Here is a 16,749-nt window from a genome sequence, read left to right as displayed (position 1 = left end):
TGTCCCCCAATGGGTTACTGGGCCAAAGCGAGTTTCATATCCGGCTATTGCAGATTGCCATCTCTTTGTTTCGGGAGTCTCGTTTACTCAAATGGCAAATTCATTTCGCACACGGGGTGGGGCAATCTTTTGAATACCACTATTCTGACTGATCTGAATGGACTGGCCCCTTGTACTTTGACTTGATTTTGTCACCTTCTCTCCATTGCCAGTAATAATATCGGTTGTCATTGATTTCCTTGATCGTGATAGTAGCTTTTGACGGGACGTCATCGGGGAGGTCGTCGGGACGGTCTGTGATCTCGTCTCCGTCCGGCTCTTCTTCGAGACGGGCCTCGCGAGCTTTGTGCTCTGCTAACTCTTCAGCGTAGCGGGCAACGTGTTGCAACTGTTCTTCTGAGTATTCGTTGAGTGTCTCGATGATATCTGTCGGGAGTTTGGCGGGCGGTGTTGGTGGCTCATATGGCATCAACGGTTTCCTCGTGTTAACCAACAATTAGTCTCGTAACATAGCTCTGTTGGTTAATAGGATATAATCTAAAATCGCTTCTGAAGAATGCCCTCCCGGTAATTGTGCTTACTGGACTAACAGTCGTTTTCGGGTACGGTGGATGGATCATCTTGTCGATCACTGCCAAAATCGGTGTCTACAATCCAGAGACAGCAGATTGCACGCAACTCCGCAATTGATTGCTAACGTGGCCTGATCGGAACAGAGCTGTGATGCGCACAAACGGGTGGATCAAACTCCCGCAAAAACCGTGAAGTCAAATCATAAATACACACACATATCACAGATTTATTATGATCAATACTATCTGGGAACCCAGCAGAATCCCAAGCGTTCCCAACATAGCTACGACATAGTATAGCCGGTTTGTCTCAACCTCTTCATCGAAACGCAGGCGACCCTCATACTGCCGGCTGTAAGAAACTGAAGAATTGCGCCACCCCGGGGTAGCACATATCTTTACGAATTTACAGCCGGCAGTATCAACCCACCTGGCGAGGAGCGCTAGACTGGCGATGAGCACCGGAAACACGGCCAATATGAGCACTGTTGGGGCGAATTCTGGTCCATAATATGATCCCATTCCGAGCGTCCAGTGAATTCGCACCTGATCAGGAAGGAACCCGTACGCAATGACGCTAACGCCCGTACTTAGCAGAAAGACAGCAAGACTACCACAGAGGAGCAGTCGACTACGGCCCCCACTCTCACTGCCAGAAGAGGACCGTTCGATAATCGATCCAACTCGTGAATCGGAGACGGATGTCGGAAGTCCCATCATCACATCTACTACTTTGGGAAGCGTATAAAAAGAGATGCGAGCAGAACTTCAGGGTTTGAAGCAGTCGTCACTCGTTTAATACCATTGGTCCAAAAACCGCTAATGAGTGAGGATGAACTGGACGTCGAAACCGTTGCTGGCCTCTTGGAGGACCAGACTGCCCGGGAGATCCTCACTGAAACGAGCCAGGAACCCATGTCAGCGACTAAGTTGAAAGAGCACTGTACTGCATCCGGACCGACGATTTACCGTCGTCTCGAACGACTACGGGAGACCGGACTTGTCCTCGAACAGACTCAGCCAGATCCGGATGATGGACATCACCGACAGGTGTACGAACCGAATCTCGACCGTATCACAATCGAGCTGTCCGAGGGCTCTCTCATGATGGAAATAGTGCACCGTGAGCGGATGGAAGACCGCTTCACGCGACTTGTTGAGGAGATGTAATGATGTTCGAAGTGAACCCACTGATCACGGGCGAATTTATCCTCCAGACAAGCAGCCAGCCCTCGGGTACGATTCAGACTGGGCTCCTGGCGTACGAACTGGCCGGAGCGGTTCTCGGTGTGGTCATCGCATACATCGCGTACCGTGGCTATCGGCGTAATCAAAGTCGACCAATGCTATTCGTTTCGCTGGGATTTGCTCTGGCACTTGGTCTCCCAATCGGACTCACACTGGTGTATGTTGCCCTCCCAATTACGGGATATAGCGTTGCCGTCCAGGGCATCAACCAGACCTTCGAAGTTGCTGGACTACTGTGCATCATCTACGGCCTTCGAGCCTGATCGCAGCAGTTTCGCGAGAACCGCCCCGAATCAGTAGTTCGAGCGCCTGTCAATCTGTTCTTAACCTCGGATTGACCCAATTCAATCTTGATCGGCTGTAGAACTGAATTTTGCAGTACGACCATCTCCATCTGGCGACGATACACAATAAAACGGGTGACACTCGTTTCAGTATTGCCAAATTCTTTCATACTGTTTGTTGCGAGTCTTTACCGCCGTCGTGTAACAAGACATCGGTTACATGGCGTGAAACACCGATATTTGTAACGTGGTCACGAAAATTACCGCAACAAACACTATCAGTTGCGCTACTCTCTGTACTGCCTCTCGAAGCAGATACTTAGCGTCTGGAGTTCGGCCTCGTTCGTCTCAGTCGGTCGGACAGGCGTGAGTGGTGATGAAAAGCTTGGACAGAGGTTCAATATCCTGTGGCGGTTCGTCTCACCGTGACTCGTAGAGGTGGACGGTTACGACACTGCCCGTCGGGTCGTTCTCACCGAACTCCAGCTCTCCCCCGAGTCGGAGCACTGCCCAGTTGACGAACCAGAGCCCGATTCCGAGCCTGTGTTCTGCCTGTGTCTCGGTGCCATCGGCCAGAATCTGCTGTTCTCGCTCCGGGATTCCCGGGCCGTTGTCGGCCACGGACAGTTCGACTGCTGTGTCTCCACCCCGGACGGTAATTTCGATCTGTGGGACAGAGGCGTCATTGTGTGTGATTGCATTGTCGACGAGTTCTTCGAGCACCCGAGTGAGCACCGTCCGGTGGGTGGTGACGACCAGTTCATCCGGGGACGTTACCGAGATCTCGCTCGTCGGGTGCTCGTGCCGGACGGTCTGGGCCACGTCACGTGCGACAGCAGTCACATCGACCGTTTCCGGTGTGTCTGTGCTATCGGTCATGCTGTCCTCGGCGTGCCGTGTCTTCTGGGTGCGCCCGACGAGTTCCGTCGCAGTCTCACGAATTGTCTGGGAGTGCTCGTCGTCGTCGATCGCCTCGGCATGTGCCATGATGACGTCTAGTTTGTTTCGGACGTTGTGCCTGAGCACACGGTTGAGGACGGTGAGACGCTGTTCTCTTGTCTGCTCGTCTGTGATATCGCGCAACAGCACCGTTCTGGCAACCGGTACCGCCTCCTCGTCGGGAGTGGTCGTCTCTTCGACGACCGAGACACTGAACCGAAACTGACGACGGCCGTGAGCTGTCTGGAGTGTAACGATTCCCGTCGACCCAGGCGAGAGGTCACGCTGTGTTAGTACCTTGGCGACGGTGGAGACAGACTCGCCAATCATCGCGGCCGCCGACTTGTCGAACGTCTGTGCTGCCGCCGCGTTGACGTCGAGAATGTGATCGTCCCAGTCCAGAACAACGACGATCTCTTGCAGTGCTTCGACGACGCGTGTGCGGGCGACGTAATCAGCTTCCGGTAACGGCGTCATCACCGGATACCGATCGACGGCAGCAGCGAGGCAGAGACCAGAAACGATGAATCCGACTGTGATGCCTTTTATTTCGGTGTCGTTGACCGCGCTGGCGATGTACGGTGCGCCGACACCGACCCATACTAGGAGCAGTTGTGTTGTGGAAATTCGAGGGTGCCCCCACCCGTGTGACACCAGCCGATACGTTGAATACACAACGAGGGCGGCGATATAGAGCAGCTCTATCCCGACGACAGACGCAACGACACGTTCGACAGCCGACTGCGACGGGGATGTCAGGAGAAAGAATCCCACACCAGCCAGTGGGACGACGAGTCCGGCCACCATCACGACCCGTCTGCGCGTCAGATCACGGCCCCGCCCTGTGTACGAGAGGACGTAGATGGTCCAGAGGCCGGGAATGAGAACCGCGACGAGCAATTGACCGATGTCGAACCCACTTGCTAGCGATCCGACCGACAACAACTGCGCGACGCCCTCACAAAATGCGAACATTGCCCAGGCCGTGAGTGCGAAGGCCACACCGAGAAACGACTGCGCACTCGGTCGGTCCCGGGACTGAAACACAGTCCAGGTGACACCGCCCAACAGCACGGTCGCTCCTGCATCGCCGAGGACAACGACTAGACTGTCTAGCGCTATCATCGTCGCTTGCTGGAACGAGTGGTGATCATCTTTCGTTGCGACGCCGTTGGCATTCTATCGGGTTCTGCGACGAGCGATCGTTGACTCGGCGGTGTGAGAAACCTGGGCGGGAACTGCGTCATTGGCGTCTTCGACGACTTGTTTGCGAGAGGCGTACAAAAGAGAGTCGGGAATTTTCCCGGCCAGAAACGTCGGTTCTGCTCAGTTTCTGTAGCCGTGGCCAACCACAAGGCCGACACCGTTCACAGCGATCAGGATAACGAACGCAAAAATTTCAGAGCGGTCTCGAAGCCGAATACGAGTAGCGGGAGAGAGAGAAACAGGAACGTAACTGATATAGAAGCCGATCATCCGCAATGGTAGTAAGTGCTGACTGCGGACCGAGGTGACGGAGTAGTGGCTCGTGCAAGATGAATAGTGCGTCGAAGGTCACGAACTACACCGCAAGTAGGACGACGTAGCGAAAGTCGTCGTGCCACAGGCCGTGGGCTGACAGATCGAAGGGACCGACGACAAGTAGTCACGACGGGACAAACAGCCGGAAAGGACGGAGAAACCGGACCAGGATCCGCCGGGTGTTGTCCCGGACGAACGCCCACGGCCCGATTTTCGACTCGTCGAGATACCACTGGTCGCCGTCCCTGTAGGCGGTGTCCGCCCGCTCGTGGAACTCCAGTGCTTCGCGGACGCGTGACTCGGTCATGTCACAGGCGTCAGCGAGTTCGGGGACGGTCTTCGGGCCGTCCTTCAGTTCCTCGGCGACGAGGTGGCCCACCTGCATCGACAGGAGCACCTCACTAGAGTCGGCGTCGACCGTCCCATCGTCGTTCGACCGGATGCCCTCCCGGAGGCTGTAGAGTGCGTCCAGTACGAGCCAGCCACCGCCGCCGAACCCGACTGTGGCGACTGTCGTATCTCCCTGCGCCCAGTAGGCCACCCCACCGGCAGCCATGGCGACGAGACCGAACGCGAGTCGGAAGTGGCGTTCGTCCAGTCCGGGCAGCGGACGCGCGAGTTCGACGGACTCGCCGACAAGTACGATGACTGTGACGACGATGGCCTGCGACCAGGTAAAACCGAACACGACGCCGAACAGTGCGACCAACCCCACGGTGTAGGCCCCACGGCGCAAAGGGCTGGTGTCTGGCAGGGGGTCAGTCAGGGACGCCATGTGTCGAGGGAGGGTCCGACGGTGCTTAATGGCCACGGAGCGCTAGTAACCCCGAAACGATCCGGTGAATTTAACTGAGTTACAGGGTGCCATAGAAAGTTCGCACACCCATTTGGCATCCTGAATCGCTCAGTACAGTAGTACTACATACTTCCGCCTGCGTTGGTTGCACCACTGTGGCCACGCCGTTCTGCCAACCAGCCGCCGAAGCGTCCAGCAAACGCGCCGGAGACGGCCACTACTGCTAACATAACCCCTCCAAACCCAAGTGTTATTCCGACGCCAACCGCTTGGAACCATAGCGGATTCGGGATATTTGGGACCGACCAAAGCAGGTCGCCTAAAGCCCAAAGAAACGGTAATCCCCCAATTAGGGCGGCTCGTAATCCGGTCGCGGTGCTATTCCCGCCACGTCGCTTGATTAGATAGCCGGCAAGCACGCTCCCGAAGAGGACCATTCCGAGCGTCATGTTCTCGGGCGATCGCCACGCTTCAAGCGCGGTAAACGGGACTGCGAGTAGGCCGCCAATGAGGGCGTACTTCCACATCTCAGTCAATTGGAGGGGGCCAATTCGAACCATGTCCGAATATCTGAAACTTGTGGTAAAAACCCTGTTGCACTGTTTCTCACCCTAAGAACATCGTTCCGGAGCGTGTTATGAAATATCCATACGGATTTTCATATTGATATGCGGCTGAATCGACGGATCAGTGAGCAGTTCTAACTAACGGCTGTTTCAGAGGAAAAGGTGTCGAACCGATAGGATTTGAACAGAGCCTACATTTTAAATACTGGTACCACCTTACGACGGCGCACCCTCCGGTAGAGCCGCCAAGAGCTGGGTTTGAGATCTTCTCTGGTACTTTATAGCCAAGATCAATGCGATGGCGAAGAACAAACTTCAATATAAAACTAATCACCTCAATCGATATCAAGATACAGCCCGAACGGTGTGGTATGACCGAAGACGATTCGAACTCTGAGGGGCTGATGGAACGCCAGACTACGGGTGAAGACCGCGTGCGGATGACCGCCCGGCAACTGTCGGAGCCGCGGACGGCCAACTGGATTGCTTCCGAAGCGGGCTGATCACACGAACCAACCAAGCACGTCCTCGAACGGCTCGTCGACGATGGGATCCTCCATCGTGACGACAGCGGGACTCATACGACGTATTACCCTGATTACCGCCGCCAAGCGATGCAGGAGGCCATGCGTCTTCGAGACAGCGGGCACACTGTCGAGGAGCTTACGGACCGTCTCGCCGATATGAAGGCGCAAATCCGCGACTGGGAGGCCGAATTCGACGTCGAGTCACCGAACCAGCTTCGCGGAACGCTCGCCGACGAGTCCCTCGAGGCTGATGGGGAAGACCGTCGCCGTGAGATTGCCCGCGAGTGGGAGCACCTTCAGCGGCGTATCCAGATCGTTGGGTTTGCCATCCGCGAATGGGACTTCCTCGCTCCGACGACAGAGCCTGCCGAGGCCAACAGCTAACGGATGTCTGTTCCGCATCCAGGTGGTGATCCGAACGCAAATCTCTATGCGCAGCTGAAGCGAGACGTCCTCGAACGTGTGCCACAGATCACGGCAGTCGAGTACATTCCCGACGATATCGAGGCCAAGCAGCTGCGAGCGACGTTCGATCCAGCCCGCCTTGATCCCCCGACAGGTTCTGATTCACCAGAACTCACCGTCAAGAGGTGGAACTGCAGCAGCAATTGCGGCTAATTTCGGTGTTATCGGCATGGGATCTGATACGTGTTCGTCGGTCCGTGGTCCAAGTACTGTCACCAACTTGGTCGGTCTTCGTCCCTCGATCGGGGCTGTCAGTCGCGACGGCATCATTCCGCTCAGCGAAACACAGGATACCGGTGGCCCGATGACACGGACGGTGTTGTCTCCGAGTACAACAGTATGGTAGGTGATATTATGGCGGACAACCAATCAAATCACTCGATCGTGGCTGGGACAGGGGAGGTGGCTGATCCAAACCGAGTTCAAACCCGACTCGAAATTGAAAAGGCGTTGTCCGGATCCGGATTCGGTGATCTGCTGGTGCTTTCGTACGAATCAGTCAGGGAGGTGTTCACACCGAAACGCCGGGAAATTATCGAAGTCTTGGCGACAGAACGTGTGTCTTCGGTTCGGGATCTCGCAGATCGTCTTGACAGGAACCCAGGGAATGTAAGCCGAGAATTGGATCTCCTCGTCGAGCACGAGGTCGTGGGATACATCGATAATGGGACAGCAAAACAGCCCGTGCTGGCACACGATACGATCATAAGTGAACCGCTTGTTGTGTCGAGCGAACCGAGATCTGCAGAGTGAAAACAAACACTCAGGCGTCCGGTGGTCCGGTCAGAAGTAGACTCATGTTCTCGGCCATGAGAATGGAGTCTGATAGTGCTTGTTGCGGTAATTTTCGTGACCACGTTACAAATATCGGTGTTTCACGCCATGTAACCGATGTCTTGTTACACGACGGCGGTAAAGACTCGCAACAAACACTATGATATCTGACAGCGTCTCAGCTGTCAGAACCAACGGGAAGTATATCGGGCAGAGCAGAATCAGTCAGATATGGTAGATTTCGCGGCCGGTTTTCGGACCGCGTTCAGTTTACTTGTCGTTGCTTATATTTTGATCGTGGCAGCCGGCTTTCGACACGTCGTACCAAAGGTCTTGTCCATCCTCTCGAACATCTCCAGCTCATGATCAGTGGCATGCCCACGGTAGATAACAAGTGACTTGGCCAGCGTTGTGCAGTGATCGCTCTGATCGCTGGAGTTAGTATAATATACTAACCCAAGAGAAAAGATGTCGAGGTCCAGTATGTTCCGGACTCACAGTCCCGGGCGAATCCGAACCGCGAAGGCTCGAATTCTCTCGATTTCTGGGTCTGAACCGCCGAAAGTTCCGAATTCGGGGCTTGCCACAGGGTTAGTATTCCAGTTGGTGAACTGAGAGGGTGAGATCGAGAGTCCACCGTCCGGTAGGACAGTCAACAATCGGATGAGTTGAGTTCTCCAATGGTTGATCTCTTCGGCCCAATTTTTCACAATGCAGGCATCCGCCCCTCTCGCCAATCGCTGTGGATCGATGTCTCGTAACGCCCAAATACAATACAAGATGCGACACGCTTTCCGAAACTGTAGGAGTGCCCCGCCCTCTACGTCCAGTCCCGGTTTGATGATCCCGCGTCACGTGAACGCCGCCACGAGCACTTTTTCGAGTGTACCTCACGGAGTACGAGGGAGCCGCGCCGTTTTATTACGATGTCACGTATTCTTTGCCCAGTTACCTGACACAGCAAACGAGGGGTTTCTTGGGTAGTACCAGCCTGCATAAGATATATTTGTGGGTGGCATCATATATTATGTACAGGGCTGAAGAGCATTCCAGCCGAACATCAAACACACGAGTTCGAAGATGGAAATCGAAACACCACCAGAGTACGATGATGTGAACGAGGCAGCGGTTGAAGAGTGGAAACAAGAGACGACCACGAGAGAACGGGTTCGTTCAGTTGTCCAGCGGATTCAGGAACCGACGCCAGCGTCGACGATTGCTGATAGAGCGCACGCGAGCGAACCAGTTGTCCGCGATACGCTTGGGGATCTTGTTGAAATCGGACTCATTGAGACGCTTGAGACCGGTCAGGGAACGCTCTACAAGCGTAACGATCAAATGTATATCTACAGGCAGGTCGTTGACCTGCAAGAGAACTACGATGAAGACGAACTCGTGGCCAAATTACAGGATCTCAAAGAGACAGTCAATTCACTCAGGGAAAAATACGGTGTCGAATCCCCAATGGAACTCGCCCAAGAGTTAGATCCGGACGACACGGACGGCTGGGAGGATCAGACAACGTGGCAGACTGCTCAGAAGAATCTCTATCTCGCGAAGGCTGCGATCAGTTTCTCTGACGCTCGCAAGGCTATCGCCTAACCATGGGAGGGTTAGTAGGAGATACCGGCCCAATCGATTACGATGCGTTAGTCAACATCCGCGAGATCTTCTTCGATACTGAACCACTTGTTAGCCATCATAGTCTCGACGATCGACTGAGTCCACGGCCTGGCCTGAATATCACTGTCGATGCTGGCTTTAGATCTAGCCCATCTGGACGGTTTGACATTGTCTGGACAGAGAAGAATTGCTACCACTTCCACTATTTCGAGGAGAATGGAATCCAATTTCGGTTTGATCGACATCCGGAACCGAATATTCCGGAGAAACATTTTCATGAACCGCCAGATGCCTCCTCACGAGTCCAGTCGTGCATTGATGTGGAGCCCCCAGAACTTGTCACGCGTGCAGTGTTGAAATGCTGGCGGACAGCTTTGAGCAGAGATGATCCGTCACAGCTGAATTCCCGGTCGAATCCACCCTGAGGCTCTCTGAAAATTCTGTAAAGATTATTTTTCACCCTCTGATTCGTGAGCATCCGCTTTTTCGACGAGTCGCCAGATGACATCTTCATAACTATCACCTCTATTTTTCCGATCATGTAACTCATCAGCGAGTTCCTCACTCACTCGAATCGACGTATCGCTCATGCACTGAGTTTCGGATGTAGAGAGTTTAATAGTAAGCATCTATCTATGCCATATAATTATATGTATTGTATAATAGAATTTCTTGTATGCATTTATATACGAGATGGATCTATGTGTGAATGAGTTCGGGAATTGTGCGCATGAAGGGCCAAGGGTGCTGGAACACCCTCAACCGGACTCTGCAGAGGACTACAGAGCAATGAGATATAATATGCTCCCCGGAGATGAAACCTCCGGAACGATCGATGTACAGCTGATAACACAAAAAGAAAATCAAGGGGGTGGATTATGGTGAGCAGTAGCGAAATTCCGACCGACAGGTATACTCAGACTGCACATATTCCGTCGCTGCTGACCAGTTCCCTGCGCGCAGTCTTTGATAACTTTGGCACAAGCATTGTCAGCATCACCGCCAACGGCAGTGTGGAAACGACTAACGGTACCATCGCCGAGGAGCCTCGCAAGTACGGAGTTACACGCGAGCAGCGCACCCACCACGGGCTTGAACTTGAGTTCCAGCAACTCACGAAGAACGGAGAACCATCGAATCCGGTGACGAGTGACGCCCCTGAACAGATCATCGACGAGATCGAGACTGTGTTAGATTCGGAGAAAATTTCAGTCGAACCAGATCTGACAGTCACGTCGATGACTCTCCGCGTAACCGAGGAGCGCTTGGAAGAAGTGACCTCCTCCACGGCCTGAAGGCCGTGGCATCCGGCCACCGGATGACCGGCCTGCCGAAGCAGGACGTTCCGGTTCCAACCCGTACTCAGAGGGAACCGGCAGCATACCGGTGAAACTCTCGTTTTCTCCCTCGCTATAGGGCTGTGGCCCGGTCACGCAGGCCCCATCGGAATCGATGTCATTGCCGTGTGACGAACAGACCGCGTTCGTCACCGCCCCTTGTCTATTGGGGGCCGGCGTCTCACCGATTCCGTCGCAATTTCCGGTATGTTGGGCCACAACAAAAACCTTCGGTCGGTCATCGAGTCCGGCCACAGTACCGTGGTTTGTGTCCCCTGAGTGTCCGCTTGACCCCCGCCTGTTCGCTCCTCGGTTCCGACAGAGCGTCGGAACACTCCTCACTCACGGGAAGGCGGGGGTATGCGCTCGTATCTCTATCACACCTGCACAGACGTCTGAATTCGATCTTACGTTCGTTGCTGATCCTGCCAAGCCGCCTGTTCGAGAGCGAACGAAACGACAGAATGCAGGTCGGGGTCTTTACAGCGAGTTGGAGTTCAACATTACCAACCTCAACCTGCGATCGGTCGTCGAGACAGCCACGAAGTATCAAGAGCAGACCGACGGCCAGTACCTCTCGTGGGGTGGTCCGGAGGATATCCGCCCCAGAGCGCCGGCCCAGCTTGCTATTCGGATCAACCAACGTATTCTCCCAGACGCGTACGGAATGATCAAACCGTACGAAGTCACAGACGATCAAGTTCTCGAGATTCGTGAGGGCGAAATCGAAAGTGGAGATCCGTCTGCAGCGACCAACAGAGCGGGAAGTCGGGGTGGTGAAGACAAATCACAGGTACACAGTTCACTGTGGATGTCGATGATGAAGGGTTCTACGTAACCGTCGCTGACGACGTGACGGTCTACGAGGAATACGACGACGCTGTCGTAGAAATTCAGGACAAACTCTCCGCCGACGCCGAGAGCTTTCTGGCAGAAGTCGCCATAGACGCGAACGATGGAGAGGATGTCGCAGTCACACTTGAACAAGTGGGCTAGCAGCAGGTCATCAGAGACATGGGAGAACTTGATGGGGGTGACGAATGATTCAGCGAACGGAACTCCCTGTTGACCAACTGATGGTTGACCCAGTCCAATCGCGTGAACGGGGCTGGATTGGTGACGAACCAGACGTCGCGACGGAGAGAAAACCCAGCACGGGATTGAAACTTTTGAGTTCGATGATCAGGTCCCACTCGACGGTCGTGGACCTCCTCGGCCGCAGTCCGTCGTTTCCGCTCTCGTACTTGCTGGGCCTTCCGAACCCCTCCAGTGTCTCGGACGGACTCGTCGATGCCGAGGAGAGCCTCGCGGCCGGAAACCCGATGTGTGTACAGGCAGCGCCGGGTCCACGAGGAGGGTCGCCACCGGGGATACGCACAGCATGCCACGGCCAACCACAGACCTATTTACGAGCCGATTGTAGTGCAGACAGAACATTGTCCACGAAAAATCCAACGGTGACCAAAGTCGAACAGCAGACGTCTGCGCGTGACACCCGGCTCCGACTGTGGAATGCTGTCATGGCTGTCCTCCACTTTCTCCAGGGGCTAGCGATGGTTATCCTGGCCGAGAACGTCCTGTGGCCGGTTACGCGAACCAGATACGGGTTCGACCCCGAAACCGAGACGATCTTCCCGGAGACGGTTTCGTTCGTCGACGCCAACCTCCCGCTGCTCGTGGCGGGATTCCTCTTCATCTCCGCGTTCGCACACACCATCATCGCGACCGTCCGGTACGACAAGTACGTCGCGTATCTCGACAGGGGGATGAATCCCTACCGCTGGTACGAGTACTCAGTGAGCGCCTCGCTGATGATCGTCGTGATCGGCATGCTGGCCGGCGTTTGGGACCTCGGGACCCTCGTGGGACTGTTCGGACTCGTTGCGGTGATGAACCTCTCCGGACTCCTGATGGAGCAACGCAACGAATCGACCGACGAAACCGACTGGACACCGTTCTGGGTGGGTTCCATCGCCGGTATCGTACCCTGGATTGTCATCGCAATCACGTTCGTCGGTACGGTGACGGCCAGCGGCGGAGAATTCCCCGAGTTCGTCATCTACATCTACATCTCGATTTTCGTCTTCTTCAACCTCTTCGCGCTGAACATGGCCCTGCAGTACTTGGAACTCTCACGATGGAAGGACTACCTCTTCGGCGAGAAGACGTACATCGTTCTGAGCCTGGTGGCCAAGTCCGCCCTCGCGTGGCAGGTGTACTTCGGCACGCTCAACTCCCCGATCTGAGCGTCGAAAGCGTGGGCGACCGACGCGGATTCGTCCGCGTTGGAAGGCAGCGTGTGTTGCCTTCCGCGATTCGTTTCTACGTATCTTCCCGTGAACGATTCGAGTACTCCTCGACCCCTCGCTCCCGACCGACCTCTCCGACGGTCGACAGGGTGTGTCGACGGGCGCGATGGACCCCACGGCGACGATCCACAGCACCCACACGACCACACGTCCCAGCAACGAGAGCAGGAGGTTCGGTCGTCGGCCGCGTTCGTCCGATAGGCGACCCAGAATGGGTGCACCGACGAACTCGTTGGCGCCGAAAGATTCGGCATCGGGATGACCGGAACGAGGATTCCGACCCCGAGCAGTTCGATGAAGACGACGAGCAACAGCGTCCCGACGGCGGCTGTCAGGACCTCCGAGACGAACTCCTTCGGAACACGAACGCCGATGAAGTCGGCCCCCTCCTGGGCCGTCGTCGGCCGTGCCATCGTCCTCTCGGGAGTGGCACGAGAACTGGACGAGAGCGGCCTCGGCCCCGGGGCGATGGCAGCAATCGGCTCCGTTGCGCTCGCCCTGCACTACTACGTCCGTGGTGAAATACAGCGAGGGCAGTTCGTCGGGCTGTGGCCGGCGACAGGACTTGCTCTCGTCGTCCACCTCATGCTGGACCGGATGAAACAGACGTTACGAGACTCCAAGAACTGAACGCGAGGAACCTCCGGCGACCCGCAGTGCTTCGGGTCGAGGTCGGGGTGTTTTGTCCGTCGACCTCCTGTAACGCACAGTGAGTGAACTCCTAGAAACCCTCGCGGGTGTGTCCGACGTCGACTGTACCGGACGCCAGGCCCTGGTCACAGGATCGTCGAGCGGGATCGAACCGTCAGCACGGGCACATCGGCGTTTCGAACGACTCTGAGCGTCGTACTGCCGAGGTCCGGTCCGACTCCGGCCCGACCGTGCGTTCCCATCGCCACGAGGTCGATGTCCTGTTCGTCGACGTAGTCGAGTATCTCCTCGTAGGGCGCTCCCTGCCGGAGTTCGTGCCGACCGTCAGATCGAACTCGGCGGCCGTCTCGGCGATGTCGGTGGTCGCTCGTCGTCCCAGCTTCTCTGCTGAGGACCGCAGTTGCTCGTGCGCCGAGGCGTCTGTAACGGCCGAGAACTCGCTCTCGTCGGTCACGTACAGCGCGTGAACCGTCGCGTCGTAAGTCCGGGCGAGTCCGAGCCCGTCGCTGACGGCCTGTTCGGTCTCGGGTAGTCGTGATAGTGGGAGCCACGTCGACAGGATCGTTCTCGCGACTGGCTTTCAACCGGTCTTCGAACATCCGTTCGTCCGACAGCTCGCGAGCTCACTCTCACTCGTTCGTGGCTGTCGCGGGATGCCTGTCCTCGATGATGGAACGCTCGCCTGGCAGACCAGGAGCGGGGAGTCTTCGAATATCCTCGTCACCGGGAAACTCGCAGCGGGATCGGTCGGTGCGCTCGCAGGCAACATCGCAGGCGCACGTCGTGGAGCCGAACGAATCGTCGCAGAGCAGCCGACTCGTCAGATCGTGCAGTAATATAGCTTTCAGTACTGCGAGGGCTGCGTGTTCGTCAATTCGCGGGTTTTGCTCGGCGATAGCTGAAGTCGTCTCCCTTCTCGCTCCGGAAACGGGTTCTCACAGTCCAGTCCGTCTCCCAGTTGCCCGTCGGCGAGCTGGCAATCGTCGAGCATTCGTTCGAGACGGTCTTCGTCCATCGCTTGCCCGATCAGGACGAGCTGTGTTTCCCGGTCACCGTACGCGTCGGTCCAGTTCGGGTAGCGCCGTTCGCGGTACCGTTGCTGTCGCTTCTCTGGTAACGAGGCAATCCACCGACCGGCGACAGTGATCTGTGACTCCGAACCGGCGAGTGACAGTTCCAGTGCGACATCCGATCGGCCGGCGACGTGGAGCCATCCTTTCGCCCGAATCAGACTCTCGGGCGTGTCACGAAGGAACGCCGCGAGTCGTTCCGGATGCATCGGGGTCGGTGACTGATAGACGAAGGAATCGACACCGTACACCTCCGGCGGATGCTTGTGGTCGTGCTCGTCGCCGTGATCGTGGCTATCTCTATGATCGTGGTCGTGACTGCCCTCCTGATCGTGATTGTAACCGTCCTCGTGCTCGTGGTCGTGGCCTGTCTCCACATCGTGCGTGTTCTCTTCGTTGTGGTGTGCTTGGTCACTCTCGTCGGCAGCCTGATCGAGTCCCTGCCGCCAGCGGGCGCTTTGTTCGACTTGCTCGCGATCGAAGCGTTCGCTGCCGAGAATCGTCGACGGCTCCACGTCCCCGAACTCGGTCGCGATCAGGGTTGCGTCTGACTGAAGCGCTCGGATATCTGCTCGCACGGCGTCGAGTTCCATATCGCTGATCAGATCTGTCTTGTTGAGGACGAGCGTATCGCAGAACTCTACGCCGTCGACGATGAGATCAGACAGTGGCCGGGATACCGATGCCGCGATTACGTTCCATACGGCTCTGGTGTTCAAGCGCGAATTTGAATAGCATTCGGGTGTGTAGCGATTTCAGTACCAGACATCATGAATGGGGGATGGCCCAACAGGTGTGAACACACTGGCCAGTCCTATCGACTCATACTGGTGGCTGTAAATTCGTGAAAATATTCGACCCCACGTCGGGTCGAAATTCGTTCATTTCTTACAGCCACCAGTATCAATATGGTGGGCGAATTTATGGGTGCAGGCTGTGTACCATCTCCTGTATGCCTGAAGAAGTCCTGTTCAAATCAGAGAGCGACCAGAGTCGAGAAGAGATTGCATCGTACCTTCGGAAAGTCGCGGACAATCTCGACAGCGGCAACGCTATCGAACTGAAAGCAGGCTCCGAATCTGTAACGCTGAATCCCCCTGCCCGACCGACCTTCGAAGTCAAAGCTGAACGCGAAGGCCCGGCTGGCAACATGACTGAACGAAGTATCGAGTTCGAACTCGAATGGGACGAGAACGACGGTGAGGAGGGTGGCGAAAGTGGTCAGTTAGAAATCGAGTAGTCACTCCGCACGCGTATTGACCGCTAACTATCCTACCAGTTCTAATAGATGTTCTCAGCGCCGTGCAAGATGGAAGGCGCGTATCTACCACTGAACTCGATTTAGACAGAAACTGAACTGAGTGGGACAGATAGCGGTAGGACTGGTCATTATCCCGTTAGTCGACGATTCCCGAGGTCCGTCCATCGGCCTCAGTCACCGCCACTCACCGAGCGACGATGACTTGAACGGGCGAGTTACGGAACACTTTCTGGGCGACGTTCCCGACGACCAGTCGATCGACCAACGATCCGCCGTGGCTTCCGATTACGACCGCATCGAAGTCGTCGGCTCTATTCACGATCGCCCGAGCCGGATGTCCCAGCTGAACCTCGGTCGTGATTTCGACATCATACTTGGCGGCGAGTTCCTGAGCGTCATCGAACACCTCCTTGGCGCGCTCCTCGGCGGCCTCTTCAATGTCCTCCTCAAGAGCAAGTGACGTGGCTTCTCTCCCCCACGGTGACGGTCCGCCCACGACGTGCAAGACAGTAATCTCCGCGCCGGGATGATTCTCAAGGACGTACTCAAGCGCTCGCTGGGCCATTTCCGAGTCGTCCATCGGAACGAGAATTCGTGAGATCATACAGTAACTACGCTCAGGATGTGCATAAAATGGTGGTTCGCTCGTCCCAGGATAAGCAACGTACATTCGTCTTTAGGCGGTGGTGCAGAAGTTTTCACAAGGAAGTGGTAGGACGAAATTGATGTGTCCAGCAGCAAGTCCGTCCTACCGAGTAACGCTACGGTCGAACAGGTTTTCAAAGCACTGGAGACAGAGACGACAG

22 protein-coding genes and 3 pseudogenes are annotated in these 16,749 nt (G+C 55.8%); 15 read left to right on the top strand and 10 right to left on the bottom strand.

Translation table 11 applies throughout. The features are described from left to right. Positions 1-139: 139 nt before the first annotated feature. A complete protein-coding gene (locus tag EOW68_RS17750) occupies positions 140-469 on the bottom strand; it encodes a DUF6788 family protein (protein ID WP_128226487.1) in 330 nt (109 codons plus the stop codon). 322 nt (positions 470-791) lie between these two features. Then, positions 792-1,094 carry a hypothetical protein gene (locus EOW68_RS17740; RefSeq protein WP_128226486.1) on the bottom strand — a complete coding sequence of 101 codons (303 nt, stop codon included), beginning with the start codon at positions 1,092-1,094 and terminating at the stop codon, positions 792-794. A gap of 300 nt (positions 1,095-1,394) precedes the next feature. Between EOW68_RS17740 and EOW68_RS17735 the strand changes: the two genes are divergently transcribed. Beyond that, entirely contained in the window at positions 1,395-1,742 is a 348-nt protein-coding gene (locus EOW68_RS17735) for an ArsR/SmtB family transcription factor (protein WP_128226485.1), read from the top strand. Then, a complete protein-coding gene (locus tag EOW68_RS17730; RefSeq protein WP_431359044.1) occupies positions 1,742-2,083 on the top strand; it encodes a DUF7521 family protein in 342 nt (113 codons plus the stop codon). The genes EOW68_RS17735 and EOW68_RS17730 overlap by 1 nt, the downstream gene beginning before the upstream one ends. A gap of 441 nt (positions 2,084-2,524) precedes the next feature. On the opposite strand, the gene EOW68_RS17725 is transcribed toward EOW68_RS17730, so the two are convergent. The 3 genes from EOW68_RS17725 to EOW68_RS17715 form a co-directional block, all read right to left on the bottom strand. Beyond that, positions 2,525-4,168 (bottom strand): histidine kinase N-terminal 7TM domain-containing protein, encoded by a 1,644-nt coding sequence (locus EOW68_RS17725; protein WP_128226484.1) that lies wholly within the window; start codon positions 4,166-4,168, stop codon positions 2,525-2,527. Positions 4,169-4,688: 520 nt separating this feature from the next. Then, positions 4,689-5,339: a hypothetical protein gene (locus EOW68_RS17720; protein WP_128226483.1), complete on the bottom strand. Its 651-nt coding sequence runs from the start codon at positions 5,337-5,339 to the stop codon at positions 4,689-4,691. A gap of 143 nt (positions 5,340-5,482) precedes the next feature. Beyond that, on the bottom strand, positions 5,483-5,887 hold the full coding sequence (locus EOW68_RS17715) for a DUF5518 domain-containing protein (protein ID WP_431359046.1): 405 nt from the start codon (positions 5,885-5,887) through the stop codon (positions 5,483-5,485). Positions 5,888-6,297: 410 nt separating this feature from the next. On the opposite strand from EOW68_RS17715, the pseudogene EOW68_RS17710 reads away from it, so the two are divergent. The 6 genes and pseudogenes from EOW68_RS17710 (at position 6,298) to EOW68_RS19120 (ending at position 9,740) form a co-directional block, all read left to right on the top strand. Then, positions 6,298-6,837: pseudogene (locus EOW68_RS17710) on the top strand (DUF7342 family protein). A 3-nt stretch (positions 6,838-6,840) separates the two neighbouring features. Further along, a pseudogene (locus tag EOW68_RS19015) lies at positions 6,841-7,041 on the top strand (hypothetical protein); the annotation flags it as partial. 46 nt (positions 7,042-7,087) lie between these two features. Continuing rightward, positions 7,088-7,264, top strand: coding sequence for an amidase family protein (locus EOW68_RS19010; protein WP_431359043.1), 177 nt, complete (start codon positions 7,088-7,090; stop codon positions 7,262-7,264). Next, on the top strand, positions 7,258-7,671 hold the full coding sequence (locus EOW68_RS17700; RefSeq protein ID WP_431359042.1) for an HVO_A0114 family putative DNA-binding protein: 414 nt from the start codon (positions 7,258-7,260) through the stop codon (positions 7,669-7,671). The genes EOW68_RS19010 and EOW68_RS17700 overlap by 7 nt, the downstream gene beginning before the upstream one ends. A 1,101-nt stretch (positions 7,672-8,772) precedes the next feature. Then, positions 8,773-9,294: a DUF7342 family protein gene (locus tag EOW68_RS17695; RefSeq protein ID WP_128226480.1), complete on the top strand. Its 522-nt coding sequence runs from the start codon at positions 8,773-8,775 to the stop codon at positions 9,292-9,294. Between the two features lie 2 nt (positions 9,295-9,296). Beyond that, complete coding sequence (locus EOW68_RS19120; protein ID WP_489666329.1) at positions 9,297-9,740, top strand: toxin-antitoxin system TumE family protein; 444 nt, start codon at positions 9,297-9,299, stop codon at positions 9,738-9,740. A 24-nt stretch (positions 9,741-9,764) separates the two neighbouring features. Here the strand turns inward: EOW68_RS19120 and EOW68_RS19115 are convergent, their stop codons facing one another. Further along, positions 9,765-9,905, bottom strand: a complete 141-nt coding sequence (locus EOW68_RS19115; protein ID WP_489666328.1) for an antitoxin VapB family protein — start codon at positions 9,903-9,905, stop codon at positions 9,765-9,767. A 423-nt stretch (positions 9,906-10,328) separates the two neighbouring features. Between EOW68_RS19115 and EOW68_RS17690 the strand changes: the two genes are divergently transcribed. The 4 genes from EOW68_RS17690 to heR all read left to right on the top strand — a co-directional run bounded on the left by EOW68_RS17690 (position 10,329) and on the right by heR (position 12,898). Continuing rightward, entirely contained in the window at positions 10,329-10,610 is a 282-nt protein-coding gene (locus EOW68_RS17690) for a hypothetical protein (protein WP_128226479.1), read from the top strand. A 532-nt stretch (positions 10,611-11,142) separates the two neighbouring features. Beyond that, positions 11,143-11,490: a hypothetical protein gene (locus EOW68_RS17685; RefSeq protein ID WP_128226478.1), complete on the top strand. Its 348-nt coding sequence runs from the start codon at positions 11,143-11,145 to the stop codon at positions 11,488-11,490. Further along, entirely contained in the window at positions 11,460-11,648 is a 189-nt protein-coding gene (locus EOW68_RS17680; protein ID WP_128226477.1) for a hypothetical protein, read from the top strand. The genes EOW68_RS17685 and EOW68_RS17680 overlap by 31 nt, the downstream gene beginning before the upstream one ends. Positions 11,649-12,109: 461 nt before the next feature. Then, on the top strand, positions 12,110-12,898 hold the full coding sequence (gene heR / locus EOW68_RS17675) for a heliorhodopsin HeR (protein WP_431359040.1): 789 nt from the start codon (positions 12,110-12,112) through the stop codon (positions 12,896-12,898). Positions 12,899-13,063: 165 nt separating this feature from the next. Here heR and EOW68_RS19000 read toward each other — a convergent pair. Beyond that, a pseudogene (locus EOW68_RS19000) lies at positions 13,064-13,296 on the bottom strand (MFS transporter); the annotation flags it as partial. Between EOW68_RS19000 and EOW68_RS17670 the strand changes: the two are divergent. Then, complete coding sequence (locus EOW68_RS17670) at positions 13,256-13,591, top strand: hypothetical protein (RefSeq protein WP_431359047.1); 336 nt, start codon at positions 13,256-13,258, stop codon at positions 13,589-13,591. The pseudogene EOW68_RS19000 and the gene EOW68_RS17670 overlap by 41 nt on opposite strands. A gap of 146 nt (positions 13,592-13,737) precedes the next feature. On the opposite strand, the gene EOW68_RS17665 is transcribed toward EOW68_RS17670, so the two are convergent. Beyond that, positions 13,738-14,211 (bottom strand): universal stress protein, encoded by a 474-nt coding sequence (locus EOW68_RS17665; protein WP_431359039.1) that lies wholly within the window; start codon positions 14,209-14,211, stop codon positions 13,738-13,740. A 54-nt stretch (positions 14,212-14,265) separates the two neighbouring features. Between EOW68_RS17665 and EOW68_RS17660 the strand changes: the two genes are divergently transcribed. Next, entirely contained in the window at positions 14,266-14,448 is a 183-nt protein-coding gene (locus EOW68_RS17660; protein WP_128226476.1) for a hypothetical protein, read from the top strand. Between the two features lie 8 nt (positions 14,449-14,456). Here the strand turns inward: EOW68_RS17660 and EOW68_RS17655 are convergent, their stop codons facing one another. Continuing rightward, positions 14,457-15,401, bottom strand: coding sequence for a CobW family GTP-binding protein (locus EOW68_RS17655; protein WP_128226475.1), 945 nt, complete (start codon positions 15,399-15,401; stop codon positions 14,457-14,459). 233 nt (positions 15,402-15,634) lie between these two features. On the opposite strand from EOW68_RS17655, the gene EOW68_RS17650 reads away from it, so the two are divergent. Then, on the top strand, positions 15,635-15,922 hold the full coding sequence (locus EOW68_RS17650; RefSeq protein ID WP_128226474.1) for an amphi-Trp domain-containing protein: 288 nt from the start codon (positions 15,635-15,637) through the stop codon (positions 15,920-15,922). A gap of 205 nt (positions 15,923-16,127) precedes the next feature. On the opposite strand, the gene EOW68_RS17645 is transcribed toward EOW68_RS17650, so the two are convergent. After that, positions 16,128-16,547 (bottom strand): universal stress protein, encoded by a 420-nt coding sequence (locus tag EOW68_RS17645; protein ID WP_128226473.1) that lies wholly within the window; start codon positions 16,545-16,547, stop codon positions 16,128-16,130. Between the last annotated feature and the right edge of the window lie 202 nt (positions 16,548-16,749).

The sequence above is a fragment of the Halovenus amylolytica genome, from assembly GCA_004015825.1.
Classification (GTDB): domain Archaea; phylum Halobacteriota; class Halobacteria; order Halobacteriales; family Haloarculaceae; genus Halovenus; species Halovenus amylolytica.
Note: the sequence above shows the minus strand (reverse complement) of the source record. Positions and strands in the feature narration are given on the sequence as shown.